The sequence below is a fragment of the Frigoribacterium faeni genome, from assembly GCF_007988805.1.
Taxonomy (GTDB): domain Bacteria; phylum Actinomycetota; class Actinomycetes; order Actinomycetales; family Microbacteriaceae; genus Frigoribacterium; species Frigoribacterium faeni.
Genome location: NZ_BJUV01000011.1, coordinates 1 through 25,598 on the forward strand (window position 1 = coordinate 1; position 25,598 = coordinate 25,598).

The window sequence follows — 25,598 nt, forward strand, 5'->3', positions numbered from 1 at the left end:
GGTCGGGGCGCACGTCGCCCCGACCCGCCCGCCGCTGTTGATAGGCTCGCCTCGATCGTCGGCTGACCCGACACGTCCCCACCGCGCCCCGTGCGCCGCGAGAACCCGAGGCCCGACCGACATGGCACCGTTCGACACTCCGCTTCCGGGTGTCTCGTACGTCATGCCCGTGCTGAACGAGGAGCGCGAGATCCGTTCGGCCGTCGAGAGCCTGGTCGCGCAGGACTACGAGGGCCCGTTCGAGATCCTGCTCGCCCTCGGACCGAGCGTCGACCGCACCAACGACGTCGTCGCCGAGATGTCCGCAGCCGACCCGCGCATCCGCAGCCTGCCGAATCCGGTGGGCTCGACCCCGGCGGGGCTGAACGTCGCGATCCGGGCGTCCGAGCACCCCATCACGGTCCGTGTCGACGCGCACTCCGTGCTGCCGCCCGAGTACACGCGGCTCGCCGTCGACGCCCTCCGACGGAGCGGCGCGGACAACGTCGGCGGCATCATGTCGGCCGAGGGGCGGACGCCCTTCGAGAAGGCCGTCGCCCGCGCGTACGGCAGCCGAGTCGGCCTGGGAGGCACGCCCCACCACGTCGGCGGAGCCGAGGGCCCGACGGAGACCGCCTACCTCGGGGTCTTCCTGCGCTCGCGCCTGCTCGAGGTCGGCCTCTTCGACGAGGGCATCAAGCGGGGTCAGGACTGGGAGCTCAACCGCCGCCTCCGGGCCACCGGAGGCACGGTCTGGTTCACGCCCGATCTCGTCGTCACGTACCGGCCGCGACCGAGCCTGCGCACCCTGGCGCGGCAGTTCGTCGCGACCGGCCTCTGGCGGGGCGAGCTGGCCCGGCGGTTCCCGCGGGCGAACACGCTGCGGTACCTCGTCCCTCCGGCGATGGTGGTCGGGGTCGTCCTCGGTCTCGTCCTGGGCCTCGTGGGCGTGGCCGCGGCCCTGGTCGGGAGCCCGCTCGCGTGGGCCTCGCTCGGGTTCGTCGTCCCGGCGGTGTACCTGCTGTTCGTCGTGGCGTCCGCCCTGCTCGCCGCCCGCGGCGAGAGCGTCCGCACGCGGTTGTGGTTTCTCGTAGTCTTGCCTTCCATCCACTTCGGCTGGGGGTTCGGGTTCGTCTTCGGCTTCCTCAACCTGACGAAGAACATCACCGCACACACCGGGAGGTAGTCGATCCGATGACCGCGCTGCCCACGAGACCCACGTCGATCGCCGAACTCCGCCGCGTCGCCCAACCCCCCGAGGTGCGGAGCCGGGCGAACGCCGAGCACTGGACCGCCTCCCTCTACCTCCGTGATCTGTCGCCCTACCTGACCTGGATGCTGCTCAAGACGAGCGTCACCGCCAACGGCGTGACGGGTCTGATGATCCTGACCGGCTGGGCGACCGCGGCCGCGCTCCTGGTGCCCGGGGTGGGCGGCGCCATGCTCGCCCTCGTCCTCGGTCAGCTGCAGATGCTGGTGGACTGCTGCGACGGCGAGGTCGCCCGCTGGCGCGGCACGAGCTCGCCCGCCGGCGTGTTCCTCGACAAGGTCGGGCACTACTCGACCGAGGCGCTCATCCCCGTCGTCCTCGGCATCCGGGCCGCGGGATACCCCTTCGACGCGCCGGCCGACTTCGTCTGGACGACCCTCGGTTTCGCCTTGGCGCTCATCATCGTGCTGAACAAGGCCCTCAACGACATGGTCCACGTCGCGAGGGCTCATGCGGGTCTGAACCGGCTCGAAGACAAACGGGGCGGTGCCTCGGCGCCGAGCAGCCGGTTGCTGTCGCGCCTGCGCGACATCGCCCGGTTCGTCCCGTTCCATCGTCTCTACCACTCGGTCGAGCTCACCATCCTCGTCGTGCTGACCTCGTTCGTCGGGCTCGTCGTCGGGCAGCCCCTCGCCGACCGCGTGCTGCTCGGCCTGCTCGTCCCCCTCGCGCTCCTCGCGCTGGTCGGGCACTTCGTCGCGATCCTCGCCTCGAAGCGGGTCCGGTCCTGAACGGGGTCGACCGACCGCGGATCGGTGTCGTGAGCCTGACCCAGGGGCGTCGACCGGACGATCTGGCCGCAGGGCTCGCTAGCCTGCTCGCGCAGGTCGACGTCGACCTCGATATCGTCTGCGTGGGCAACGGCAGCGGTCCGGGCGTCGTGCCCGACGGCGTCCGCGTGCTCGAGCTGCCCGAGAACGTCGGGATCCCCGCAGGGCGCAATCGGGGCGCCGAGCTCGTCGGAGGCGACTACGTGTTCTTCCTCGACGACGACGCTCGGCTGCCGTCGTCGAGGTTCCTGGCCGACGCCGTCGCCGTGCTCGACCGCCTCGGCGACGTCGGCCTGCTGCAGCCCCGGGTCGTGGACCCCGACGGGGCGGAGAACCCCCGTCGCTGGATCCCGCGACTGCGCAAGGGAGACGCCCGAACGTCGAGCGACGTGTTCTCGGTCTGGGAGGGCGCCACGCTCCTGCCGCGCCCGGTGTTCGACGCGTGCGACGGGTGGGGCGAACCCTACTTCTACGCGCACGAGGGAATCGAGCTCGCCTGGCGGGTCTGGGCTCAGGGTCTCCGGGTCCGCTACGACGGGGAGCTCGTCGCGCATCATCCTGCGATCGATCCGGCTCGGCACGCCGAGTACTACCGGCTGAACGCCCGCAACCGCGTCTGGCTCGCCAAGCGCAACCTCCCGTGGCCGCTCGTCCCCGTCTACGTCGCGTCCTGGACCGCCGTGCAGCTGCTGCGCTGGGCACGGAGCCCGGCCAAGCTCCGTCCGTGGTTCGCGGGGTGGGCCGAGGGCTGGCGGACGACGCCGGGTGGCCGACGGTCCATCGGTTGGGTAACGGTCTGGCGCATGGCGAGGGCCGGCCGGCCTCCCGTCATCTAGCCTGGAACGGTCCGGGCGCGCTGCGCGCCCAGCCCCGAACCGAGCGGAGAACGACGCTGTGCCACTGACCCGCGATCTCTCGCTCGCCTGGGGCCTCGCCGGTCGGCTCGTGAAGTCGCGCCGCAGTCGCCGTGCCCTCGAGAGATCGGACCTCGCGCGTCGGGTGCCCGCCGACGGGACGGTCCGCGTCGCGGTCTACTTCGCCGACGCGAACGTCAACATGTACCAGATCCGTCAGTGGTACGGGCCGCTCGCGCACCTGAACGAGAGGTTCCCGGTCGCGATCATCGCGCGGTCGCCGGGCGCCATGGTCGAGCTGCTGGCCGAGTCTCCCGTCCCCGTGGTCTACGCGCGTCAGGTCGTCGACCTCGAGGCGTTCGTCGAGTCCCAGCCGCTCGCGGTGACGCTGTACGTCAATCAGAACGCCAAGAACTTCCAGATGATGCGGTACGGCCGCATGTGGCACGTCTTCGTCAATCACGGCGAGAGCGACAAGATGTACATGACCACCAACCAGTTCAAGGCGTACGACTACGCGTTCGTCGCGGGCGACGCGGCACGGGCGCGGCTCGAGTCCAAGCTGTGGGACTACGACCTCGACAAGCGGGCGGTGCCGATCGGCAGACCGCAGGCCGATCACGTGGCAGGCACGGTCCCCTTCGCCGACGACGGGCGGACGGTCGTGCTCTACGCGCCCACCTGGGAGGGCGACCGATCGTCGGCCGCGTACGGGTCGATCACCACGCACGGCGTGGCGCTCGTCTCCGCGCTGCTCGCCACGGGGCGGCACCGTGTCGTCTATCGGCCCCACCCGCGAAGCGGCGTCGTCGACCGCGATTACCGCCGGGCGCACGAGGCCATCGTCCGCTCGATCGACGAGGCCAACGCGGCGGACGCCACCGCGCACCACGTCTACGACTCCGGTTCCGAGCTCGGTTGGCAGCTCGTCGTGGCCGACGTGGCGGTGACCGACATCTCCGCGATGGTCTACGACCGGCTCGCCACGGGCAAGCCCCTCGTGGTCACCCGGCCGGCATCACCCGAGGCCGACGTCGATGAGACCGGATACCTCGGTGCCGCGGAGTGGTTGACGGCAGACGGCGCTCCCGACGTCGTGGCGGTGATCGATCGGGTGCAGGCCGACCCCGAGGCGCTCGACCGTCTCGGGCACTGGGTCCGGCACCACTTCGGCGACACGACGCCCGGTGCGGCGACGACCCGCTTCGAGGACGCCGTCGCGAGACTCGTGGCGCTCCGCGACGACTACGCCGCCGCGATGCCGCTCTCGGGCCCGTCCGCGGGCATCGAGCACGAGGACGACGGCGACGACTGATCGCCGCTCGTCGGACCCCGTCGTGCATTCGTCACTCATGTCTCCGTGAGCGAGTGATACGGCATCTGGAATCCGAACACTCCATGGCGTATTCATGGGGTATGCCTGAGCCGTCGTCTGCCGCCGCCCGACTCTTCGGAGACCGAGTCCGCGAGGAGAGGCAGCGCCTCGGTCTCAGCCAGGACGAAGTCGCCCACCTCGCCGGAATGAACGTCTCGAACTACGGCAAGATCGAGCGCGGCGTCGGCAACCCCGTGCTGCACACCATCATCCGACTCGCCGTGGTCGTCGGCGTGGACCCCGCCGTGCTCGTGACGGGGATGTCCGGCGAGCACCTGCCACCCGTGCTCGAGACGTTCACGGCCGCCGACTACGTCAAGGAGCGCAAGGCGCGCCGGACGAGCTGACCCCGGCTCCTCAGAAGCTGAATCGCCAGAGGTACTCCTCTCGCGAGGGGCGGAACCAGCGGACGACGGCGATCGCGTTCTGCGTGAGCTCCGACGCGATGACGCTGATCGAGAGGGCCTCGCCCGGCTCGAGTCGGTCCGTCGCGACCGGGACGAGCAGGCCGCACCCGAGCAGCGTCACGCGGATGGCGTGCACCGGCTCGTCGCCGACGTTGACGAGGCGGTGGACGCGGGGTGCCCGCGAGCGGTCGAGACGGAACGGGACGGCGTAGGCGATCGCAGTGCTGGTCATGCCGCGACCCTAGAGATCGCCCCCGACGTCCCGTCCTCGACGCCTGTGGACGAGGTGGCCTGGTGGAGGAGAGCCGTCCGTCGCCCGGGGGAGAGGCCGGGTCAGCCGTTCAGCTCGGCGACGAAGACGGCCGGAGGCGGTCCGAAGGCCGTCCGTGCGCTGGTCACGACCTTCCGACCGAGGAGATGGTTGCCCGTCCCGCCGACGACGGCTCCGATCCCGAAGGGCACGGCGCGCCCGATGATGGTCGCCGTCTGCGACGTGGCGAAGCGACGCACGAACGAGCGACGGACGGAGTCCGTCAGGCCCCCGATGGCCGCCTTGGGGAGCTTCTGCGTCACGAGCTCGCCCCAGAATGCGGAACGTGCCGGGGCGGTGCCCAGGGCCTCGCCCGCGAACTGGCGCACGAGGGTCGCCCCGGGCGCTCCGAGCATCATGGCCATGACCAGGGCGCGAGCGCGATCGGGTTCGGTGACCGAGATCCCGTGGACCTCGGTGACGGACTGCGCGAAGAGCGCGCTGGCCTCGAGGAACCCGGCGGTCTCGACGCCCGAGAGGGCGAGCGAGATGCCCCACCCGACGCCGGGGACGACGGCGCTCGCGCCGACGGCCGCTCCGCCTGTCGTGACGGCGGTCAGGTACTCGCGTTCGAGGATCCGGATCAGCTTCTCGGGGGTGGCCTTCTTGTGGCGCCGTCGGAGGGCCCGGACATGCCGCACGACGACCGGACGTTGCACGGAGAGCAGACGGTCGAGTCGACGCAACCAGGGGGATTCGGCGAAGACCTCGTGCGAACCGGAGGCGACGGGACTGATGTCGTGATCGTCATCTCGGGGGACGGGGCCGACGGGGGACGAGGAGTCGTACTGCTGGGGCATCGCCCGACCCTACGCCGCGGTCCGGGGAGGATGATCCGAGTCGTAGCGTGCGAGAGCCTCGTCGAGGGGGCCGTCGAACACGAGGGCGCCCTTGTCGAGGTAGAGGCCTCGACTGCAGAAGCGCTTGAGGTCGCGTTCGTTGTGCGAGACGAGGAACAGCGTCCGGCCCGCGGCCAGCATCTCCTCGATGCGTCCGTAGCACTTCTCGCGGAAGGCCTTGTCGCCGACGGCGAGCACCTCGTCGACGAGGATCACCGGCTCCTCGAGGCGGGAGATGACGGCGAACGCGATCCTGACCTTCATCCCGCTCGACAGGTGCTTGTAGGGGGTGTCGACGAAGGCGGCTATCTCGGCGAAGTCGATGATCTCGTCGAAGCGCGCGTCGATCTCCGCCTTCGTCATGCCGTGCAGCCCCGCCGTGAGGTAGACGTTGTCCCGGACGGTGAGATCGGCGACGAAACCGCCCGTGATCTCGATGAGGGGTGCGACGCCGCCGGCGACGTGCACCGAGCCCGTGTCCGGGAGGATCACCTCGGCGACGAGCTTGAGCAGCGTGGACTTCCCCTGCCCGTTCCGGCCGACCACTCCGATGGCCTCGCCTGCGCGCACGTCGAACGAGACGTCGTGCAGCGCCCAGAACTCGCCGGGTCGTGACCTGCGGCTGCTGCCGGCGAACAGGTCCTTGAAGGACCGGCGGCCGCGGCGATTGCGGCGGAAGCGGATGCCGACTCCGGCGACCCGGATGACCGGAGCCGAGAGAGGGTCGGTCGCGCTGCTGGCGGCCATGGCTAGATCTCCTTCAGGACGGCGCGCTCGCTCGAACGGAAGACGAGGAGTCCGACGACGAGCACGAGGAGGCTCATCCCCGCTCCGATCATCACCTCGAGCAGATCGAACTGGTCGGGGAAGAACGCGGAACGGTAGAGCCCGAAGATGCCGCTCAGGGGGTTGAAGGCCGCCAGCAGGTGCAGGCTCTCGGGGAGGTTCTGGGTGCCGTAGATGATGGGCGACGCATAGAAGAGGAACCGCAACGCGAGCTTCGTCGCACGCTCCAGGTCGCGGAAGAAGACGACGAGCGGGGCGACGATGAGGCCCACGCCGGTCACGAGGATCGCCTGCATGACGATCGCCAGAGGGAAGAACACCACCTGCCAGTGGAGCTCGGCTCCGGCGACGACGGCGAACAGCGCGAGGACCGGCAGGCTGAGGAGGAACTCGATCCCCTTGGAGGCGACGAGCCGGTTGACCCAGATGGTGCGGGGGATCTTGGTCGACCGGACGAGCTTCGACTCGCGGATGAACGCCCGCGTGCTGTCCGACACCGCTCCGTTGAACCACATCCAGGCCAGCAGCCCGCTGAGCAGGAACACGATGTAGGGGTCCTCGCCGACCGAGCGGTCGAAGACGACCGAGAAGACGAAGTAGTAGATGCCCGCCATGACGAGCGGGTCGAGGATCGACCACAGGTAGCCGAGGGCGGAGGTCGAGTAGCGGACCCGCAGATCACGGGCGGTCAGCAGCCACAGCGTCTGCCGGTAGCGCGCGAAGGCGGTGCGCCGGGGGCGTTCGGCCAGGGCTGTGCTCACGAGTGTCCTCTGTCGTACGGGACATCCGGTCGGCGGGAGCGCGTCGGTCAGACGAACAGGTTCGCGCGCTCCAGGTCTTCGGCGAAGTCGACCTCGACGGCGTAGAGGTCGGAGATGTCCACGGGCTCAAAGAGTAGCCCGTTCTGCTCGATCGCCAGTTCGATGCCACGCTCGAAGTAGTCCTGGTTGTCGACCTTGTTGAGCTGGCGCATCAGGACGGCCTTGTCGGCCTTGGAGACGTGGTTGATGCCCACGGCCTCGCCGAGTCCGCCGACGACCTGCTTCGAGAGCTGCGCGATGTAGCCCTCGGCGTTGGTCGTGTACTTGACCTCTTCGTCGGAGACCTTCGAGGTGTTGACGGCGACGAACGACTGGTCGTCCCGCACGAGGCGTGCGGCGCGGCGGAGCGCCTCGGGGTCGAAGACGACGTCGCCGTTCATCCAGACGACGCCCCCGGAGGTGCTGGCGCGCAGGGCGCGCAGGAGGCTCTTGGACGTGTTGGTCTGGTCGTACTGCTCGTTGTAGACGAACGACGCCGAGGGGAAGGCCTCGACGATGTGCTCGAACTTGTAGCCGACGACGACGGTGATGCGGGCGTCCGGACCGAAGGCCTCGTGGATGTTGTCGAACTGCTGGCGCATGATGGTGCGTCCGTCGCTGAGTTCGGTCAGCGCCTTGGGCAGCGAACGACCCAGTCGGCTGCCGAGGCCGGCGGCCAGGATCACGATCTGTTGCGGCGCGGTCGCGTCGGTTCTGCTCACGTCTTGTCTCCTCACAGGGGCGAGGCCGGTCGGAACCGGCTCTCTCGGGGGCTCGGCGGGAACCGGCCTTCTCTGGCGGGATCCGTCTCGTGTTCGAACGGTGTTCACCGCGGAGCCTCGATATGGACACGTCGTTGTGCGTCGCGAGTCTATCGCGGCGCTCGTTCAGGGGGTAGGGTCCGCGTCCTGTTCGTATCCGTTTCGTGATGCGTCATCATCCGGCCTCGGGTCGTCGTGGGCGTTGGTACGGTTGTCCGATGGCTGCGACGACCGACGACGAACAGGGTGCCGCGCACCCCGATCTCGCTGCGCGCGGGGCGGACTCCGGCGGACACACCGCCGAGGCGGCCACAGGTCACGAGCTCGACACGGCACTGCAGGGGGATGACATGGGCGACGACGCCGGCCGGACGGTCGACGAGACGACCGCTGACGACGAGACGACCGCCGACGACGAGACGGCCGACCGGACGACGTCGGCGAGACCGGCGGCGGCGTCGACGCCGCGTCCGCCCAGGTCGAAGAACGACGCGGCACGGCGGCCCGCCGCCACGAGGACGGCGGCCGACCGGTCTGCCGCCGCGAAGAAGGCCGCCGCCACCCGTGCGGCGAACGCACGAGCGCGCGCCGCGGCCGCGGCGGCCGAGGCCGCCGCGACGGCGGCTGCTGCGCGTGCCGCGGAGGAGGAAGCGGCCGCTCGCGCCGTCGCCGAGGAAGCGGCCGCGCAGTCGCCCGCCCCGGAGATCCCCGACGACGTCGCCCTCGCGATCGAGCCGGACGACGCGGCCTCGACCGACGGATCGTCGACCGGGGACGGCGAGGCCGAGGCTGCGGCCGACGAGGCCTCCTCGGGCGAGCTCGACGACGCGATGGACGACGAGGTCGACGGGTCGACCGATGACGCCGACGAGCAGCCCACCGGGCCGGCAGCCGACGCCGACTCCGTCGACGAGCCGATCGACGCGTCGGAGGGCACCCCCGCCGTCGCCGAGACCGGCACCGCGACCGTGTCCGATGCGGCTGCGACGACGGACGACGAGGTCGTCGTGTCCGAGTCCGCCCGCGCCTCCTCGGAGTCCGACGAGCCTCCCGTGGTCCTCTCCATCTCGGGGCTCGTGAAGCGCTACGGCGCCACGACCGCCGTCGACGGGATCGACCTGGAGGTGCGCGCCGGTTCGTTCTACGGCATCGTCGGCCCGAACGGCGCCGGCAAGACCACGACGCTGTCGATCGTCACGGGTCTGCTCCGTCCCGACGAGGGCAGCGTGAGCGTCCTCGGCTCGGACGTGTGGAGCGACCCCGCCGCCGCGAAGCGCGCCCTCGGCGTCCTGCCCGACCGCCTCCGACTGTTCGACCGGCTCACGGGCGCCCAGCTGCTCTACTACTCGGCGACCCTCCGCGGCCTCGACGGCGCTACCGCCCGCAAGCGGTCGTCCGACCTGGCCACCGCCTTCGGCCTGCACGACGCCCTCGGGCGCCTCGTCAGCGACTACTCCGTCGGCATGACGAAGAAGATCGCCCTCGCGGCCGCCATCATCCACTCGCCGCGGGTGCTCGTGCTCGATGAGCCCTTCGAGTCGGTCGACCCGGTCTCGGCGCAGACCGTGACGGACGTCCTGCAGCGCTACGTCGCCGGCGGCGGCACGGTGCTGCTCTCGAGCCACAGCATGGACCTGGTCGAGCGGATCTGCGACAGCGTCGCGGTGATCGTCGACGGGCACGTGCTCGCGAGCGGCACGGTCGACGAGGTCCGCGCCGGGCGCTCGCTCGAGCAGACGTTCGTCGAGCTGGCCGGCGGGCGAGCCGTCACGGAGGGCATGGAATGGTTGCAGAGCTTCTCCGACTGAGGCTCCAGACGATCGCCAACACCGTGCGCTTCGGGCCCCGCGCCCTGCTCACGGCGGTCGTCTCGGTCCTCCTCGTGCTGCTCGCCTCCTCCGCGGTGTCGGCTCTCGCCGGCGGGCTGCGGGGGGCGGCGCTCGACGACGTCCGCGCCCTCGTGGTGGGTGCGGGCTCGCTGATCCTCGTGGGGTACTTCGTCCTGCCGTTCGCCACCGTCCGGCCCCCGTGGGCCGATCCCCGGCGCCTCGCGGTGCTCGGGGCGTCCGAGTCGACCGCCGCGATCGGGCTGGCGGTGGGCGCCCTCGTCGGGCTGCCCGCCCTCGCGCTCGTCGTGCTGTCGCCCGGCTACGTGCGTTCGTGGGATCAGGGCCCCGGCATCGCCGCCGTCGCCGTGCTGGCGGCGATCGTCGCCGGACTCACGGCGTTCCTCCTGTCGCTGGTCGCCTCGACCCTGAACGCCGTCATGCTGACCTCACGCCGGTCGAGGCAGTTCCTGCTGGCCGGCGGCGTCGTCGTCGCCCTGCTCGTGATCCCCCTCGTCGTCGACCTGGTCCGCACGACCTGGGCGGGTGCGGCCCGGACGGGCGTCGTGGCCGACGCCCTCGCCTGGACCCCCTTCGGAGCGGCCCTCGCGCTGCCCGGGCACGCCGCCGGCGGCGACACGGGCCGCGTGGTGGCCGACGCCGTCGTCGCGACCCTCACGCTCGTCGGTCTGTGGCTCGCGTGGCGGGCGCTGGTCGCGCGGTCGTTCGTCGACCGGCCGGAGCCGGACCTGTCCGACGACCCCACCGGCCTCGGCTGGTTCGAGTTCGTCAGCGCGACGCCGGCGGGCGCCGTCGCCGGCCGCAGCCTCACCTACTGGATGCGCGACGCGCGGTACCGGATGTCGCTGGTCATCATCCCGATCCTCCCGCTCCTGGTCGTCCCGCTCGGCATCGCCGGGGTGAGCTGGCACTGGCTGGCGCTCGTGCCCGTGCCGCTCATGTGCCTCATCGTCGGATTCCTGCCGCACAACGACGTCGCCTACGACAGCACGGCGCTCTGGCTCCACGTGGCGACCGACACCCGGGGGCTGGCCGACCGGATCGGCCGGCTCGCGCCTCCTCTGCTGATCGGCGTCCCGCTGGTCGTCGTCGGGTCGACCGTCGCGGTCTGGGCGTTCGGCGACTGGCGCGCGCTCTGGTCCGAGGTCGGCATCAGCGCCGCCCTGCTGCTGAGCGGGCTGGGGCTGTCGAGCGTCATGTCCGCCGCGATGCCCTACGCGACCGTCCGTCCGCACGACGACCCGTTCCAGCAGCCGCAGTCGAACGGCTCGTCGGCCGTCGTCGCGCAGACCGTGATGATCGGCGGGGCGCTCGTGGCCGCGGTCCCGGCGCTGTACTTCGCCGGACGGGATCTGCTCGGCGGCGACACGGCGGCCGGACCGTGGTCGGCGATCAGCGGCGTCGCGGTCGGCCTGATCGTGCTCGTCGTGGGCGTGGTGGTCGGTTCGCGCGTCTTCGCGCGACGCGCGCCGGAGCTGCTCGCCTTCACGCTGCGGAGCTGACGCGGGACCCTGCGCAGCTGACGCGATGCTCCGCCGATCGGGCGCGACACGTCGTACCATGGTCGCCATGAGCAACACGGAAACCGGCGGTGGCCTCGACGTCCTGGATCGCGAGCTCGAGAAGCTCCTCAACGAGGAGAACATCGACCCCGGCGATCACGAGCGCTTCTCGCATTACGTCAAGAAGGACAAGATCATGGAGTCCGCCCTGAGCGGCAAGGCGGTCAAGGCTCTGTGCGGCAAGAAGTGGACTCCGGGTCGCGACCCCGAGAAGTTCCCCGTGTGCCCGACCTGCAAGGACATCTACGAGAAGATGAAATCCGAGTAGACGCCGCTCAGCGGTAGACCGTCGGGATGACCGGCTCGCCGCGTCCGAGGCGGAACGCCCCGGCCGGGAGCTCGGCCACCGCCTCGATCCGGTGGGCGCGGGCACGGGCGACGCCCTCGTGTCCGAGGAAGCGCTCGTCGACGCCGCCGCCGCGGACCAGGGGCACCAGCAGCGGCCGCTCGTGCTCAGCCGCCTGCTCGTCGCCGACGCGGATCAGCTCCGTCGTCGCGACTCCGTCGGAGAGCACCCGGACGGGCGCCTTGCGACCGCCCACGCTCGCCTTGTCGGCCGACTTCTTCGCCACCGAGACCCATTCGCCGGCGTCGTCGCGTCGGGCGACCAGCTTGAAGACCATGCCGGCGGCGGGGTGCCCCGACCCCGAGACGACCGAGGTGCCGACGCCGTAGCTGTCGACCGGCGCCGCGCGGAGGGCCGCGATCGTGTACTCGTCGAGGTCGTTGGTGACGGTGATGCGCGTCCCGGTGGCCCCGAGGTCGTCGAGCTGACGTCGGACCTGGCCGACGAGCGAGGGGAGGTCGCCGCTGTCGATGCGGACCGCGCCGAGGCCCGTGCCCGCCACCTCGACGGCGGTGCGCACGGCCGTCGGGATGTCGTACGTGTCGACCAGCAGCGTGGTGCCCGGCCCGAGGGTCGCGACCTGCGCGCGGAAGGCGTCCTCCTCGCTGTCGTGCAGCAGGGTGAACGCGTGGGCCGCCGTGCCCATCGTGGGGACGCCCCAGGTGCGTCCGGCCTCGAGGTTGCTCGTCGCGTCGAAGCCGGCGATGTAGGCCGCGCGGGCGGCCGCCACGGCGCTGCGCTCGCCCGTCCGGCGGGAACCCATCTCGGCGAGCGGGCGTCCGTCGGCGGCGGACACCATGCGGGCCGCCGCGCCGGCGACGGCGGAGTCGTAGTTGAAGACGCTGAGCGCGAGGGTCTCGAGCAGCACGCCCTCGGCGAAGGACGACTCGACGACCAGCAGCGGCGAGCCGGGCAGGTAGACCTCGCCCTCGGCGTAGCCGCTCACGTCGCCCGAGAACCGGTAGTCGGCGAGCCAGTCGATCGTCGCCGCGTCCACGATGCGCTCGTCGCTGAGCCACGCGAGCTCGGCGTCGCCGAATCGGAACCGCGACAGCTCGGCGAGGAACCGCCCGGTGCCGGCGACGATGCCGTACCGCCGCCCCTCGGGCAGCCGTCGGGCGAACACCTCGAAGACGCTGTCGCGGTGGGCGGTGCCCGCGCGGAGCGCGGCCTCGACCATCGTGAGCTCGTAGCGGTCGGTCAGCAGCGCACTGGTCACGGCACCACCCTAGGCCGCACGGCGCCGCGCTGCATGCGAGGTGGTCGGAGGGGCGACGGGTGCCGCGGGCCCCGGAGCCGGGGAGGCACGGGCCGGGTAGGATCGACGACCGTGACGGACGCACCCATCGGAGTCTTCGACAGCGGGGTCGGAGGGCTCACCGTGTCGCGGGCCATCATCGACCAGCTGCCTCGCGAGTCCATCCTCTACGTCGGCGACACCGTCCACTCGCCCTACGGGCCGAAGCCGATCGCGTCGGTGCGCGAGTACGCGCTGGCGGTGATGGACGACCTCGTCGAGCAGGGGGTCAAGCTCCTCGTCATCGCCTGCAACACGGCCTCCGCCGCGGTCCTGCGCGACGCCCGCGAGCGGTACACCATCGGTCGGGGGATCCCGGTGGTCGAGGTCATCCAGCCCGCGGTGCGTTCGGCGGTCAAGCAGACCCGGGCCAAGCGGATCGGGGTGATCGGCACCGAGGGGACGATCAACTCGCGGGCCTACGAGGACGCCTTCGCGGCGGCCGCCGACCTCGAGCTGTTCACGCGGGCGTGCCCCCGGTTCGTCGAGTTCGTCGAGGCCGGCGACACCTCGAGCCCGGAGCTCCGAGCCGTCGCCGAGGGGTACCTGGCCCCGCTGCGCGACGCCCGGGTCGACACGCTCGTGCTCGGCTGCACGCACTACCCGCTGATGTCCGCGGCGATCCAGTACGTGATGGGGCCCGACGTCCGTCTCGTCTCGAGCGCGGACGAGACGGCCGCCGACGTCTACCGCACCCTCGTCGACCACGACCTCGAGGCGCCGGCGGGCAGCAGGCCGCGCTACGAGTTCGAGGCGACCGGCGACGACCAGCTGTCGTTCCTCCGTCTGGCGAAGCGGTTCCTCGGCCCCGAGATCTCCCGCGTCGGCCACCTCGAGACGGGTGCGATCGAGCTTCCCGGCGGGTCGCGACCGACCCGCGGCTGACCGCCTCCTCCGACGGCGCGCCGACCCGCGCCTCCTGAACCATCGCCCGGCCACGGGCACGACCGCACCGCACGACGACCACGAACGAACGACCACGGCCGGCCACCGGCCCGAGGAGACACCATGAGCGAGAGCACCAGCACCAGCAGCACAGTCCGAGCCGACGGGCGACGTGTCGACGACCTGCGGAGGGTCACGATCGAGAAGGGCTGGAGCTCGCAGGCCGAGGGCAGCGCCCTCGTCTCGTTCGGCGACACGAAGGTGCTCTGCACGGCGTCGTTCACCAACGGCGTGCCGCGCTGGCTGACCGGCAAGGGCAAGGGCTGGGTCACGGCCGAGTACTCGATGCTGCCCCGTGCGACCAACTCGCGGAACGACCGCGAGAGCGTCAAGGGCAGGATCGGTGGACGCACCCACGAGATCTCGCGCCTGATCGGGCGCAGCCTCCGCGCCGTCGTCGACACCAAGGCGCTGGGCGAGAACACGATCGTGCTCGACTGCGACGTGCTGCAGGCCGACGGGGGGACCCGCACCGCGGCGATCACGGGCGCCTACGTCGCGCTCGCGCAGGCGATCGAGTGGGGTCGCGAGAGGAAGTTCATCGCCCAGAAGGCCGCGCCCCTGCTCGACAGCGTGTCGGCGGTGTCCGTCGGCATCATCGACGGCGAGCCGATGCTCGACCTGGCCTACGTGGAGGACGTCCGAGCCGAGACCGACATGAACGTCGTGGTCACGGGCCGGGGTCTCTTCGTCGAGGTGCAGGGCACCGCCGAGGGCGCCCCGTTCGACCGACGCGAGCTCGGCGACCTGCTCGATCTCGCCGTCGCCGGCGCCGCCGACCTGACCCGGATCCAGACCGAGGTCCTCGGCTCGTGACGCGCGTCGTCATCGCCACGCACAACCAGGGCAAGGTGGCCGAGCTGCGGCGGATCCTCGCCGAGACGGCTCCGGGCGTGGAGCTCGTCGCCTACGACGGACCCGAGCCCGTCGAGGACGGCGACAGCTTCGCGGCCAACGCGCTGATCAAGGCGCGCGCCGCGGCGCGGCACACCGGCCTGCCGGCGCTCGCCGACGACAGCGGCATCTCGGCGGCGGCCCTCGGGGGAGCGCCGGGTATCCACTCGGCCCGGTACGCCGGAACGCGCGACGACGACGACAACATCGACAAGCTGCTCGCCGAGCTGGCCGGGGCGGACGACCGCTCGGCGTGGTTCTCGTGCGCCGCGGCGCTCGTGGTTCCGCCGGCGGCCGGCACGGCGAGGCCGGACGGGCCCGCCTCGGCCGGCGAGTGGAGCGAGCACGTCGAGTACGGCGAGTGGCACGGAACCGTGCTGGAGGCGCGGGTCGGGTCGAACGGACACGGCTACGACCCGGTCTTCCGCCCCGAGGGCGGGACGCGCAGCTCGGCCGAGCTGACGGCCGACGAGAAGAACGCGGTGAGCCACCGCTCTCGGGCGTTCCGCGCGATCGCGCCCTACGTGGCGGCGCTCGCCGGCTGAGCCGGCCGGCGGCGCATCCCCCGCGGGCGGCTCAGGCGTCGTGCGGAGCGGCGCTCACGTCGGGTCTCTCGGCGCCCGGCCCCTGCTCGGCCTTCTTCGCCTGGTGGACGCCGTGGAGGTAGTGGATGGCGATCGGGATGACGGTCGCCAGCACCGCGGCCAGCAGGATGAGGTCGATGTACGAGCTGACGAAGTCGGCGATCGGCGGGATGTGCCCGATGCCGAAGCCGAGCAGGGTGATGCCCATTCCCCAGACCAGGGCGCCGATGGCGTTGAACAGCGAGTAGCGGCGGTAGCTCATGTGGCCCACGCCGGCCATGATGGGCGCGAAGGTGCGGATCACGGGGACGAACCGCGCGATGATGACCGCCATCGGTCCGAAGCGCTCGAAGAAGGCGTTCGTGCGGTTGACGTTCGCGACGCTGAACAGCCCGCTCTCCCGGCGCTCGAAGATGCGCGGACCGACCTTGTGACCGATCAGGTAGCCGAGCTCGCCGCCGGCGAAGGCCGCGACGCTGATGAGGATCGCGATCAACCAGATGGGGAGTCCGAGCGCTCCGGGGTTGGTGGCCGCGAGGATGCCCGTGATGATCAGCAGGGTGTCGCCGGGGAACAGGAACCCGACGAGGAGGCCCGTCTCGGCGAACACGAGCAGGCAGACGCCGAGGACGGCCCAGGGGCCGAACGCCGAGAGGAGGTACTCGGGGTCGAGCCAGGGGATGGAGACGAGGGGCAGCATCGGGTGGTTCTCCGGTCGTGATAGCCGGACGTGCCGGACGCAGTCAGATTAGTGGAGAGAACCTCGACGTCAGCCTGAACATCCGCTGTGCCGATGCTGCGTGCTGCGTGCTGCGTGGTGCGGGAGAAGGGACTTGAACCCTCACGCTCGAAAGCACAGGAACCTAAATCCTGCGTGTCTGCCAATTCCACCACTCCCGCGGCAGCACGAGTGTACCGAGGCGCGAGGTCCCGGTCGATCAGGAGGCGGTCATCGCTCCGAGCGCGGGACGTGCGGTGAATAGCGGGGCACGTACCGGACCAGGATGACGGCCCCGACGAGTCCGAGGACGCCCATCACGCCGCTGGCCACCGAGATCGACACGAGCGCCGTCACGCCCGAGATGAGGAGGGGCGCCCCGGCGCTGCCGGCGTCGCCCGTGAATCGCCAGGCGCCGAGGAACGGCGCGGGATCGCTCTTGTCGGCGAGGTCGGCCCCGAGGGTCATGAGGATGCCGCTCCCGATGCCGTTGGCCAACGACATGAACACGGCCACGGCGATGAACCAGCCGACCCGCGCGTCGAGGTCGTGGGTGACCGAGAGGGCGAGGTACGCGATGCCGAGGCCGACCATGCACGGGACCGCGCTCCACAGGCGGCCGAAGCGGTCCATGATCTGTCCGCTCGTGTAGAAGAGCGCGAAGTCGACCGCCCCGGCGACCCCGATGATGATCGCGGTCTCGGAGGCCCCGAGGCCGATGCTGACCGCCCAGAGAGGGAGCATCACCTGACGGCCCGAGCGCATGGCTCCGATCAGGGCGGCCCCGCTGCCGAGCTTCACGAGCACGCCGCGGTGCCGCCAGAGCGTGGCGAAGAGGCCCTGCGCCTGGACCGCGACGAGACCCTCGGCCTCGTCGACGATCTCACCGCCGTCGTCGGCTCGTCGGCGTCGGCGCTCCGCGGGGCGCTGGCCGAAGGCGGCCGCGGGGTCGCGGAGCACCAGGAGGGAGACGGCGGCCCCCAGGCATCCCGCGATGTGCACGAAGAACGCGGACTGGACCGAGCCGGTCAGCTCGATGACGCCCGCCGAGAGGAACGGACCCACGAAGTAGCCGAGGCGGAACACCCCGCCGAGACTCGACAGGGCGCGCGCGCGGATCTCGACGGGCACGAAGCTCGTCATGAAGGCGTGCCGAGCCAGGGCGAACACGGCCGTCGCGAGACCGATCACGAGCACGCCGACGGCGAGCACGATCTCGTTGGGGGCGAGCAGGCAGGTGACGAGACCGGCGATGCTCACGAGGGACGCCCCGATCATGCTCGTCCGCTCGCCGATGCGCGACACGAGCCACCCGCTCGGGATGTCGCCGATCAGCTCGCCGACCAGGATGAGCGCGGCGACGAAGGCCGCGAACGGCAGCGAGGCTCCGAGCCCGCTCGCCACGACGGGGATGATCGGGATGATCGCGCCCTCGCCGATGGCGAAGAGCGCGGCCGGGAGGAACGCCGCGAGGGCCACCGACCGCATGCTGAAGGCGGGGGAGGAGGAGGTCATGACGGTGCCAGACTATGCCCGCCTCGGCTCGGGGCCCGCGCCTGCGTACACTTGTCGGATGAAGGTCTTGGCAGCGATGAGTGGCGGCGTCGACTCGGCGGTCGCCGCGGCGAGGGCGGTCGAGGCGGGCCACGACGTGGTGGGCGTGCACCTGGCCCTGAGTCGCATGCCCGGCACGCTGCGGACGGGCAGTCGCGGCTGCTGCACCATCGAGGACTCGATGGACGCCCAGCGCGCCGCCAACAAGATCGGCATCCCGTACTACGTGTGGGACTTCTCCGAGCGTTTCAAGCTCGACGTCGTCGACGACTTCGTGGCCGAGTACACCGCGGGCCGCACACCCAACCCCTGCATGCGCTGCAACGAGCGCATCAAGTTCGCCGCCCTGCTCGAGAAGGCCCTGGCCCTCGGCTTCGACGCCGTCTGCACCGGGCACTACGCGACCATCCTCACCGACGACCAGGGCAACCGCGAGCTGCACCGCGCCTCCGCGTGGGCCAAAGACCAGTCGTACGTCCTGGGCGTGCTCACCGCCGAGCAGCTCGCGCACTCGATGTTCCCGCTCGGGGCGACGCCCTCCAAGGCCGAGGTGCGGGCCGAGGCGGCCGAGCGCGGCTTCAGCGTGGCGTCGAAGCCCGACAGCCACGACATCTGCTTCATCCCCGACGGCGACACCCGCGGGTGGCTCGCCGAACGCGTCGGTGCCGAGACGGGCGAGATCCTCGACCGCAGCGGCGCCGTCGTCGGCTCGCACGAGGGCGCGCACGCCTTCACGGTCGGCCAGCGCAAGGGCCTCAACATCGGGTTCCCCTCGGACGACGGCAAGCCGCGCTTCGTGCTCGAGGTGCGGCCGGTCGACAACACGGTGGTCGTCGGCCCGAAGGAGGCTCTCGACATCGCCGAGATCGCCGGCGGCTCGTACACCTGGGCCGGGCTCGCCCCGGTCGACCCGACGGTCGCGTTCGACTGCGACGTGCAGATCCGTGCCCACGCCGACCCCGTCCCCGCCGTCGCGCGGGTGTCGGTGGTCGAGGGTAAGAAAGAACTCGTGATCACACCTCGCGAACCCCTCAACGGCGTCGCCCCCGGGCAGACCGCCGTCGTCTACGTCGGCACCCGCGTCCTCGGGCAGTGCACCATCGACCGCACGGTCAGCGCCGTGCCGGTCCCCGCCGCCGCGACCGTCTGACCCGACGACGATGAGCGACACCCACGCCGCCTCTCCGCCCGAGTCGCCGACGACGCAGGCCCCGGATGACGTCCCGACCGACCAGGCCGAGGCCCGCGACGAGGCCGAGCACCTCACCACCCGCATCCTCGAGCTGCGAGACCAGTACTACGAGGGCAACGGCTCGACGGTCGCCGACGCCGACTACGACGCCCTCGTGCGTCGGCTCGACGCGATCGAGCGGACCCACCCCGAGCTGCAGAAGGCCGACAGCCCGACGCAGACGGTCGGGGGTCGCGCCGAGACGACGCAGTTCGCCCCGGTGGAGCACGCCGAACGCATGCTCAGCCTCGACAACGTCTTCAGCGACGACGAGCTCGCCGAGTGGGCGGGCAAGGTGCAGCGCGACGCCGGGTCCGAGCGCGTGCGGTTCCTCAGCGAGCTCAAGATCGACGGGCTGGCGATCAACCTCCGTTACGAGAACGGTCTGCTCGTCACGGCGGCCACCCGAGGAGACGGGGTCGTCGGCGAAGACGTCACGGGCAACGTGCTCGCCATGGGCACGATCCCCGAGCGGCTGACGGGCAGCGGCCATCCGCCCCTCGTCGAGGTCCGGGGCGAGATCTTCTTCCCGGTCAGCGAGTTCGACGAGCTCAACGCCCAGCAGCGGGAGGCGGGCGAGCGCGTCTTCGCGAACCCGCGCAACGCCGCGGCCGGCTCTCTGCGTCAGAAGGAGGAGGGCAAGAGCCCCGCCAAGCGCGATCTGATGCACGCCCGCCTCCGTCGTCTCCGCATGCTGGTGCACGGCATCGGCGCCTGGCCGGTGCGCGAGCTCGAACGGGCGACCGAGGTCCGGGCGCAGTCCGAGGTCTACGACCTGCTGGGCTCGTGGGGGCTGCCGATCTCGACCCACTACCGCGTGTTCGACACCGTCGGCGAGGTCGAGGCGTTCATCCACGACTACGGCGTGCGTCGGGCGTCGGTGGAGCACCAGATCGACGGCATCGTCGTCAAGGTCGACGACCTCGCCCTGCACGAGGAGCTGGGCTCGACCAGCCGCGCCCCTCGTTGGGCGACCGCCTTCAAGTACCCGCCGGAAGAGGTCAACACGACCCTGCTCGACATCGTGGTCAGCGTGGGGCGGACCGGTCGGGCGACCCCCTTCGCCGTCATGGAGAAGGTCGAGGTGGCCGGCAGCGAGGTGCGTCAGGCCACTCTCCACAACCAGCAGGTGGTGAAGGCCAAGGGCGTCCTGATCGGCGACACCGTCGTGCTGCGCAAGGCCGGCGACGTCATCCCCGAGGTGCTCGGCCCGGTGATCGAGCTCCGCGACGGCAGCGAGCGGGAGTTCGTCATGCCGAGCGACTGCCCCGAGTGCGGCACTCCGCTCAAGCCCGCGAAAGAGGGCGACATCGACCTGCGCTGTCCCAACGCCGAGAGCTGCCCGGCCCAGGTGCGCGGGCGCGTCGAGCACATCGCCTCGCGCGGATCGCTCGACGTCGAGGGCCTCGGCGAGGTCGCGGCGGCCGCGCTGACCCAACCCGTCGAACCGGCCACGCCCCCGCTGCAGACCGAGGCGGGGCTCTTCAGCCTGACCATGGCCGACATCTTCCCCGTTCGCGTGGTCGTCCGCGACTCCGAGACCGGCATGGAGCGACTCGAGGCCGACGGCGAGCCCAAGCTCGTCACGCCGTTCCGTCGCCGGCGAGCCAAGCGGGACGGCCCCTTCGATCCCGATGCGGCCGAGTTCACCGGCGACGAGAGCTCCGTGCCCTCGAAGACCGCCCTCGAGATGCTGGCGAACCTCGAGAAGGCCAAGACGAGCCCGCTCTGGCGGATCCTCGTCGGTCTGAGCATCCGTCACGTCGGGCCGGTCGCGGCCCGGGCGCTCGCGAACCACTTCGGATCCCTCGACGCGATCCGGGCCGCGACCCGCGACGACCTGGCGGCCGTCGACGGGGTCGGCGGCATCATCGCCGATGCGCTGCTGGCCTGGTTCGAGGTCGACTGGCACATCGACATCATCGACCGGTGGACGGCCGCCGGCGTGCAGTTCAGCACCCCCGGCCACCCCGGCCCCGGCGCGGCCGCCGAGGTCGGCGGTGTCCTGGCGGGTCTCACGGTGGTGGCCACCGGGAGCCTCGAGGGCTTCAGCCGGGAAGGCGCCCAGGAGGCGATCATCGCCGCGGGCGGCAAGGCCGGGAACTCGGTCAGCAAGAAGACCGACTTCGTCGCGGCCGGGCCGGGCGCCGGCTCGAAGCTGACCAAGGCGGAGGCTCTCGGGGTACGGATCATCGATGCGGCCGAATTCCACGTCCTCCTTAAGGAGGGCCCGGCGGGGCTCGCGTCCCCCAATCCGGGGGACGATCCCGCCGTCGAGGCCTGATTCCCCTGGTGACGCGTCGACGGTCGCCCCTACGATGACAGCACGCACCGTGTTCGGGCTGTAGGGGGCTCGGGGTACAGGTGCGTGCCGAGAGGGAAGACCCGACGTGCTGTTCCTCGCCGCAGCGATCCTGTCTGCATCGGTCCACCTCTCCGGTGTGATCGAGGTCCCCGGCGTGCCGGTCGAGGCCACGGGATCCACCGTCCTCACGTCGGAGATCGCCGACTCCCGGCCCGCCGCGGACGACGCCCTCACCGCGTGCTCGGTCGATGCGGACGGCGCCCTCGACGGGGCGCGCTGCCTCGGCCAGCTGACCCGTGCCTCCTCGGCGTCGATCGCGGCGTTCGGCGCCGGTCTCGATCCGACCGGCGGCGACGTCGGCGTGGTGTCCGCCGCGGTGACGGCCGACGTCGACGCCGACATCGTGGCCGACTGGTGGGGATCGCTCGACCGGTCGCGGCAGCGCGAACTCGCGGCGACGGTCCCCGGGCTGGTCGGCAACCTCGAGGGGGTGCCCTACGGCGTGCGGGACCACGCGAACCGCGCCTTCCTGAGCGAGGCGATCGAGGCCGTCGACGCCCGTCTCGCGAGCGACCGGGCCCAGCCCGACGACGTCGGTCGGGCGGCGATGCTCCGGGCCGTCGGCGAGGCCCTCGACGACCGCACGAGCGGTGCCGCGGAACGTCGGCTCCTCGCGCTCGACACGGTGGTGCCGGGGCGCGCCGCGATCTCGATCGGGGACCTCGACACGGCCGACGACGTCAGCGTGCTCGTGCCGGGCATGTTCTTCACCGTGAGCGGTCAGATCGTCGACTGGTCGGACACGGCCGGCGACCTCTACGACGAGCAGTCGACCTGGGCCGCCCTCGTCCCCGGGGCGGGCTCCGTCGACGCGCCCTCCACGGCGGTCGTGGCGTGGATGGGCTACCGGACCCCCGACCTGACCAACGTCTACAGCCTCGACCTCGCCCGGACCGGTGCCGTGCACCTGGAGGACGCGATCGCCGGGCTCGATGCCGTCCGCGCGGCGGACCCGGCCCGGGTGACGGTCGTCGCGCACTCGTACGGCTCGACCACGGCCACCCTCGCGCTGTCGTCGGGGCGGGTGACCGTCGACTCGCTCGTGCTGCTCGGATCGCCCGGGAGCGTCGTCGACACCGCGACGCAGCTCGCGGTCCACGGCAGCGAGGTCTACGCCGCTGCGGGCAGCTTCGATCCCGTCGCCGGCAGCGCGGTCTTCGGCGTCGACCCCGGGTCATCCGCCTTCGGCGCGGTGCTCATGCACACCGGGGGAGGAGCGGACGGCGTGACCGGGCAGACCCTGTCGGCGGCCCTCGGTCACAACGACTACCTGCGCGCCGGCACCGAGTCGCTCCGCAGCATCGCGCTGATCGGCCTCGGGCGAGGCGACCTCGTCGCCGCCGACGACCGCACCCCCGGCCCCGGGGGGCCTGAGATGCCCGACATCACGCTGGTGCGACCCCAGGACCTCTACGCCCGGGACTGACCGCTGACCGTCGACCGTCGACCGCCGACCGCCGGGCCGTCAGCCCGGCGCCGTGAGGGCCGCCTGCGACACGAGGGCGTCGCCGAGGTCGGTCCGTTCGTATAGCACGCTCCGCCCGGCCCTGCTCGACGTGAGCAGGCCCGCCTCGCGGAGGGCGCGCAGGTGCTGCCCGGCGGCCGAGGCGGTGACACCCGAGCGGCGCGCCAGCCCCGTCGTGGAGTCGGGCTCGTCGAGGGCGAGCAGCACGGCGGTCCGCGCCGATCCGATCAGCTCGACCAGGGCGCGGGGCGACGCCGGGCGCGCGCGTCCCCAGAGGGCGCCGACCCCGCGGCACGGGTACATGATCATCGGCGGGGCGTCGTCCTCGATCGGCACCGAGCCGCCCTTGGTGAAGAACGACGGCACCATGGTCAGACCGGCGCCGCGGGTCTCGATCCGGCGGTCGGTCGTGGCGGCGGTCAGCCTCACGGTCACCACCGACCCCTCCAGGCGGATCCTGTCGCTGATCCCCGCGAACATGCCCGCCAGGCCCGACGTCGACATCTCCCGCGCACGGTGGACCACGTCCGCCTCGAGGCGCTCGCGCATCCGCGGCCAGAAGGGGGCGAAGCAGAGGTCCCAGTAGCCGGTCAGCGCGGCCACGATGCGATCGCGTGCCGCGCCGGGGTCGCCGGTCAGGGCCTCCGGCGGGTGATCGCCGTGCAGGGCGGCGATGTCGCGGGCGACGATCGCGGCGTCGAGCGAGCGCAGCGCCCCGAGCTCCCGGCCGATGTCGCCGACCGGCGAGGTGGGCGTCGGCGAGAGGAAGTCGAGCGTCCACAGGCGGGCGTCGACGCAGGCTCGGAGCGCCTCCTCGTCGAGCCGCGAGCGGACCGAGGCGGTGTGGCGCAGCCACGGCAGGTGGAACGGGAACCGTCCCGGGTCGACGAACGAGCGCAGGCTCAGGGTCATCTCGACCAACGGGCTGATCCCGAACCGGATGTACGACAGGTCCGTCTCATCGAGCACGTAGCGCAGGGGCATGTAGCAGAACGCTACATCGTGGGAGGTGCGGGTCGATGTCCGGCAGGGTCGTCCCGTGACCACGACCCGCTTCCTCACCCGACCGGCGCAGCGTCTGCGCGAGACCGACCCGATCCTCCGCGGCCTGCTGGCGTCCACCCTCGTGGGGACGGTCGGGCGCGGTCTCTTCTTCACCCTGTCGGTCATCTACTTCACGCGGGTCGTCGGGATCGACGCGCTGACGGTCGGCCTCGGGCTCACCGTCGCCGGCGGCGTCGGGGTGGTCGCGTCGTTCGCCGGGGGATACCTGGCCGACGCGATCGGGGCCAGGCGGCTCCTCGTCGCGGGGACGGTCGTGATGGGACTCGGGCTGGTCGGCTACGCGTTCGTCGGGACCGTCGCCTGGTACGTCGGGGTCGCCTGCATCGTGGTGGGCAGTCAGAACGCGGCGAGCTCGGCTCGGTCGGCGCTCCTCGCGCGCGCGTTCGTCGGCCCGGCCCGGGTCTCGGCACGGGCGACCATGCGGGTCGTGACGAACGTCGGCATCGCGCTCGGCACGGCGGTCGGAGGCGTGGCCCTGCTGGTCGACTCGGGTCCGTTCTACCGAGGCGCGCTGATCGTCGGCGGTCTGCTCTATCTGAGCAGCGTGATCGCCCTTCTGCGCCTGCCCTACGTCGACCCGCCACGCGCGCCGCGGCGGCGAGGCGAGGTCGTGCCGGGGCGCTCGCCGCTGCGCGACCGGCGCTATCTCGCGGTGACGGTGCTCGGCGCCGTGACGACGATGCAGTTCGGGCTCTTCGAGGTCGGGGTGCCGGTCTGGGTGTCGCAGCGCACCGAGGCGCCCACGGCCGTGGTGTCCGTCCTGCTGCTGACGAACACGGCGATCGTGATCGCCCTGCAGATCCCGCTCTCGCGGGGCGCGAGGGACGTGGGAGGCGCGGGGAGGGCCAGCCTCGTCGGCGGCGGTCTGATGGTGGTCGCCTGCGCCCTCTGGGCCGCCGCCGCCGTCGGGACCCCGGTCGTCGCGGTGCTCGTGCTGCTCGCCGCCGCCGCGGCCCATTCGCTCGCCGAGGTGTACCTCGCGGCCGGCGGCTGGGGGCTCGGGTTCGAGCTGGCGGACCCCGAACGGGCGGGCGCGTACCAGGGGGTCTTCGGAACCGGCGGAGCCATCGGCGCGATGCTGGCGCCCCTCGTCGTGACCCAGACCGCCATCGGCCTCGGCACGCCGGGATGGGTGATCCTCGCCTCCCTGTTCGCCGCCTCGGGACTGGGGCTGTGGATCGTCGCCCGCCGCGCCTCCTCGATCGGTGCCGCCCCGTAGAATCGTCGGCGACCCCCATGCCGTACCCCCACACGATCCCTGTGACGGAGCACCATGTCTGACATCACGCGCGAGCAGGTCGAGCACCTCGCCGGTCTCGCCCGCATCGCCCTCACCCCCGACGAGATCGACACCATGACCCGCGAGCTCGGGCAGATCGTCGACAACGTGGCCAAGGTGGCCGAGGTCGCCACGGCCGACGTGCCGGCGACCAGCCACCCGATCCCGCTCCAGAACGTGTTCCGCCCCGACGTCGTCGGCGAGACGCTGACCGCCGAGCAGGCGTTGTCCGGCGCCCCCGACCACGACGGCTCGCGCTTCAAGGTGAGCGCCATCCTCGGAGAAGAGCAGTAGA

25 protein-coding genes and 1 tRNA gene are annotated in these 25,598 nt (G+C 71.7%); 16 read left to right on the top strand and 10 right to left on the bottom strand.

Translation table 11 applies throughout. The annotated features are described in order from the left end of the window. Nucleotides 1–121 precede the first annotated feature (121 nt). From FFA01_RS06740 to FFA01_RS06760, 5 genes are all read left to right on the top strand, one after another. A complete protein-coding gene (locus FFA01_RS06740; RefSeq protein ID WP_146854291.1) occupies nucleotides 122–1,165 on the top strand; it encodes a glycosyltransferase family 2 protein in 1,044 nt (347 codons plus the stop codon). A gap of 8 nt (nucleotides 1,166–1,173) precedes the next feature. After that, entirely contained in the window at nucleotides 1,174–1,980 is an 807-nt protein-coding gene (locus FFA01_RS06745; RefSeq protein ID WP_146854293.1) for a CDP-alcohol phosphatidyltransferase family protein, read from the top strand. 29 nt (nucleotides 1,981–2,009) lie between these two features. Continuing rightward, nucleotides 2,010–2,855: a glycosyltransferase family 2 protein gene (locus FFA01_RS06750; RefSeq protein WP_244289730.1), complete on the top strand. Its 846-nt coding sequence runs from the start codon at nucleotides 2,010–2,012 to the stop codon at nucleotides 2,853–2,855. A 58-nt stretch (nucleotides 2,856–2,913) separates the two neighbouring features. Further along, nucleotides 2,914–4,188, top strand: a complete 1,275-nt coding sequence (locus FFA01_RS06755; RefSeq protein ID WP_146854297.1) for a CDP-glycerol glycerophosphotransferase family protein — start codon at nucleotides 2,914–2,916, stop codon at nucleotides 4,186–4,188. 101 nt (nucleotides 4,189–4,289) lie between these two features. Continuing rightward, on the top strand, nucleotides 4,290–4,595 hold the full coding sequence (locus tag FFA01_RS06760; protein WP_167627306.1) for a helix-turn-helix domain-containing protein: 306 nt from the start codon (nucleotides 4,290–4,292) through the stop codon (nucleotides 4,593–4,595). A gap of 10 nt (nucleotides 4,596–4,605) precedes the next feature. Here FFA01_RS06760 and FFA01_RS06765 read toward each other — a convergent pair whose 3' ends face one another. The 5 genes from FFA01_RS06765 to FFA01_RS06785 all read right to left on the bottom strand — a co-directional run bounded on the left by FFA01_RS06765 (nucleotide 4,606) and on the right by FFA01_RS06785 (nucleotide 8,112). Next, a complete protein-coding gene (locus tag FFA01_RS06765; protein ID WP_146854301.1) occupies nucleotides 4,606–4,887 on the bottom strand; it encodes a hypothetical protein in 282 nt (93 codons plus the stop codon). A 101-nt stretch (nucleotides 4,888–4,988) separates the two neighbouring features. Further along, nucleotides 4,989–5,765 (bottom strand): hypothetical protein, encoded by a 777-nt coding sequence (locus FFA01_RS06770; RefSeq protein ID WP_244289731.1) that lies wholly within the window; start codon nucleotides 5,763–5,765, stop codon nucleotides 4,989–4,991. 9 nt (nucleotides 5,766–5,774) lie between these two features. Then, entirely contained in the window at nucleotides 5,775–6,551 is a 777-nt protein-coding gene (locus FFA01_RS06775) for an ABC transporter ATP-binding protein (protein WP_146854303.1), read from the bottom strand. 2 nt (nucleotides 6,552–6,553) lie between these two features. After that, nucleotides 6,554–7,351 carry an ABC transporter permease gene (locus tag FFA01_RS06780; RefSeq protein WP_244289732.1) on the bottom strand — a complete coding sequence of 266 codons (798 nt, stop codon included), beginning with the start codon at nucleotides 7,349–7,351 and terminating at the stop codon, nucleotides 6,554–6,556. Nucleotides 7,352–7,398: 47 nt separating this feature from the next. Continuing rightward, on the bottom strand, nucleotides 7,399–8,112 hold the full coding sequence (locus FFA01_RS06785; RefSeq protein ID WP_244289733.1) for a phosphocholine cytidylyltransferase family protein: 714 nt from the start codon (nucleotides 8,110–8,112) through the stop codon (nucleotides 7,399–7,401). A 257-nt stretch (nucleotides 8,113–8,369) separates the two neighbouring features. Between FFA01_RS06785 and FFA01_RS16250 the strand changes: the two genes are divergently transcribed. The 3 genes from FFA01_RS16250 (at nucleotide 8,370) to FFA01_RS06800 (ending at nucleotide 11,828) form a co-directional block, all read left to right on the top strand. Next, complete coding sequence (locus tag FFA01_RS16250) at nucleotides 8,370–9,959, top strand: ABC transporter ATP-binding protein (RefSeq protein WP_244289734.1); 1,590 nt, start codon at nucleotides 8,370–8,372, stop codon at nucleotides 9,957–9,959. After that, a complete protein-coding gene (locus FFA01_RS06795; RefSeq protein WP_146854305.1) occupies nucleotides 9,935–11,500 on the top strand; it encodes a hypothetical protein in 1,566 nt (521 codons plus the stop codon). The genes FFA01_RS16250 and FFA01_RS06795 overlap by 25 nt, the downstream gene beginning before the upstream one ends. Nucleotides 11,501–11,567: 67 nt before the next feature. Continuing rightward, entirely contained in the window at nucleotides 11,568–11,828 is a 261-nt protein-coding gene (locus FFA01_RS06800) for a DUF3039 domain-containing protein (protein WP_146854307.1), read from the top strand. 7 nt (nucleotides 11,829–11,835) lie between these two features. Here FFA01_RS06800 and FFA01_RS06805 read toward each other — a convergent pair whose 3' ends face one another. Next, complete coding sequence (locus FFA01_RS06805; protein WP_146854309.1) at nucleotides 11,836–13,125, bottom strand: nicotinate phosphoribosyltransferase; 1,290 nt, start codon at nucleotides 13,123–13,125, stop codon at nucleotides 11,836–11,838. Nucleotides 13,126–13,236: 111 nt separating this feature from the next. Between FFA01_RS06805 and murI the strand changes: the two genes are divergently transcribed. The 3 genes from murI to FFA01_RS06820 all read left to right on the top strand — a co-directional run bounded on the left by murI (nucleotide 13,237) and on the right by FFA01_RS06820 (nucleotide 15,587). Next, nucleotides 13,237–14,088 carry a glutamate racemase gene (murI, locus tag FFA01_RS06810; RefSeq protein WP_146854311.1) on the top strand — a complete coding sequence of 284 codons (852 nt, stop codon included), beginning with the start codon at nucleotides 13,237–13,239 and terminating at the stop codon, nucleotides 14,086–14,088. A 123-nt stretch (nucleotides 14,089–14,211) separates the two neighbouring features. Then, nucleotides 14,212–14,964: a ribonuclease PH gene (gene rph / locus FFA01_RS06815; RefSeq protein WP_146854313.1), complete on the top strand. Its 753-nt coding sequence runs from the start codon at nucleotides 14,212–14,214 to the stop codon at nucleotides 14,962–14,964. Beyond that, a complete protein-coding gene (locus FFA01_RS06820) occupies nucleotides 14,961–15,587 on the top strand; it encodes a non-canonical purine NTP pyrophosphatase (protein WP_146854315.1) in 627 nt (208 codons plus the stop codon). The genes rph and FFA01_RS06820 overlap by 4 nt, the downstream gene beginning before the upstream one ends. Nucleotides 15,588–15,618: 31 nt before the next feature. Here FFA01_RS06820 and FFA01_RS06825 read toward each other — a convergent pair whose 3' ends face one another. The 3 genes from FFA01_RS06825 to FFA01_RS06835 all read right to left on the bottom strand — a co-directional run bounded on the left by FFA01_RS06825 (nucleotide 15,619) and on the right by FFA01_RS06835 (nucleotide 17,859). Continuing rightward, nucleotides 15,619–16,326 carry a DedA family protein gene (locus FFA01_RS06825; protein WP_146854317.1) on the bottom strand — a complete coding sequence of 236 codons (708 nt, stop codon included), beginning with the start codon at nucleotides 16,324–16,326 and terminating at the stop codon, nucleotides 15,619–15,621. Between the two features lie 115 nt (nucleotides 16,327–16,441). Then, nucleotides 16,442–16,526, bottom strand: a tRNA-Leu gene (locus tag FFA01_RS06830). A gap of 49 nt (nucleotides 16,527–16,575) precedes the next feature. Beyond that, nucleotides 16,576–17,859: an MFS transporter gene (locus tag FFA01_RS06835; protein WP_146854319.1), complete on the bottom strand. Its 1,284-nt coding sequence runs from the start codon at nucleotides 17,857–17,859 to the stop codon at nucleotides 16,576–16,578. 58 nt (nucleotides 17,860–17,917) lie between these two features. Here FFA01_RS06835 and mnmA point away from each other — a divergent pair, with 58 nt between their 5' ends. The 3 genes from mnmA (at nucleotide 17,918) to FFA01_RS06850 (ending at nucleotide 22,920) form a co-directional block, all read left to right on the top strand. Further along, nucleotides 17,918–19,048 (top strand): tRNA 2-thiouridine(34) synthase MnmA, encoded by a 1,131-nt coding sequence (mnmA, locus tag FFA01_RS06840; RefSeq protein ID WP_146854321.1) that lies wholly within the window; start codon nucleotides 17,918–17,920, stop codon nucleotides 19,046–19,048. Nucleotides 19,049–19,058: 10 nt separating this feature from the next. Next, on the top strand, nucleotides 19,059–21,413 hold the full coding sequence (gene ligA / locus FFA01_RS06845; RefSeq protein WP_146854323.1) for an NAD-dependent DNA ligase LigA: 2,355 nt from the start codon (nucleotides 19,059–19,061) through the stop codon (nucleotides 21,411–21,413). A 106-nt stretch (nucleotides 21,414–21,519) separates the two neighbouring features. After that, nucleotides 21,520–22,920: an alpha/beta hydrolase gene (locus FFA01_RS06850; RefSeq protein WP_146854325.1), complete on the top strand. Its 1,401-nt coding sequence runs from the start codon at nucleotides 21,520–21,522 to the stop codon at nucleotides 22,918–22,920. 39 nt (nucleotides 22,921–22,959) lie between these two features. On the opposite strand, the gene FFA01_RS06855 is transcribed toward FFA01_RS06850, so the two are convergent. Beyond that, the gene (locus FFA01_RS06855) at nucleotides 22,960–23,943 is read right to left on the bottom strand and encodes an ArsR/SmtB family transcription factor (protein ID WP_146854327.1); all 984 of its coding nucleotides are present in this window, start codon (nucleotides 23,941–23,943) and stop codon (nucleotides 22,960–22,962) included. Between the two features lie 55 nt (nucleotides 23,944–23,998). Between FFA01_RS06855 and FFA01_RS06860 the strand changes: the two genes are divergently transcribed. Then, entirely contained in the window at nucleotides 23,999–25,243 is a 1,245-nt protein-coding gene (locus FFA01_RS06860) for an MFS transporter (RefSeq protein WP_146854329.1), read from the top strand. Nucleotides 25,244–25,297: 54 nt separating this feature from the next. Continuing rightward, nucleotides 25,298–25,597 carry an Asp-tRNA(Asn)/Glu-tRNA(Gln) amidotransferase subunit GatC gene (gene gatC, locus FFA01_RS06865; RefSeq protein ID WP_146854331.1) on the top strand — a complete coding sequence of 100 codons (300 nt, stop codon included), beginning with the start codon at nucleotides 25,298–25,300 and terminating at the stop codon, nucleotides 25,595–25,597. Nucleotide 25,598 lies beyond the last annotated feature (1 nt).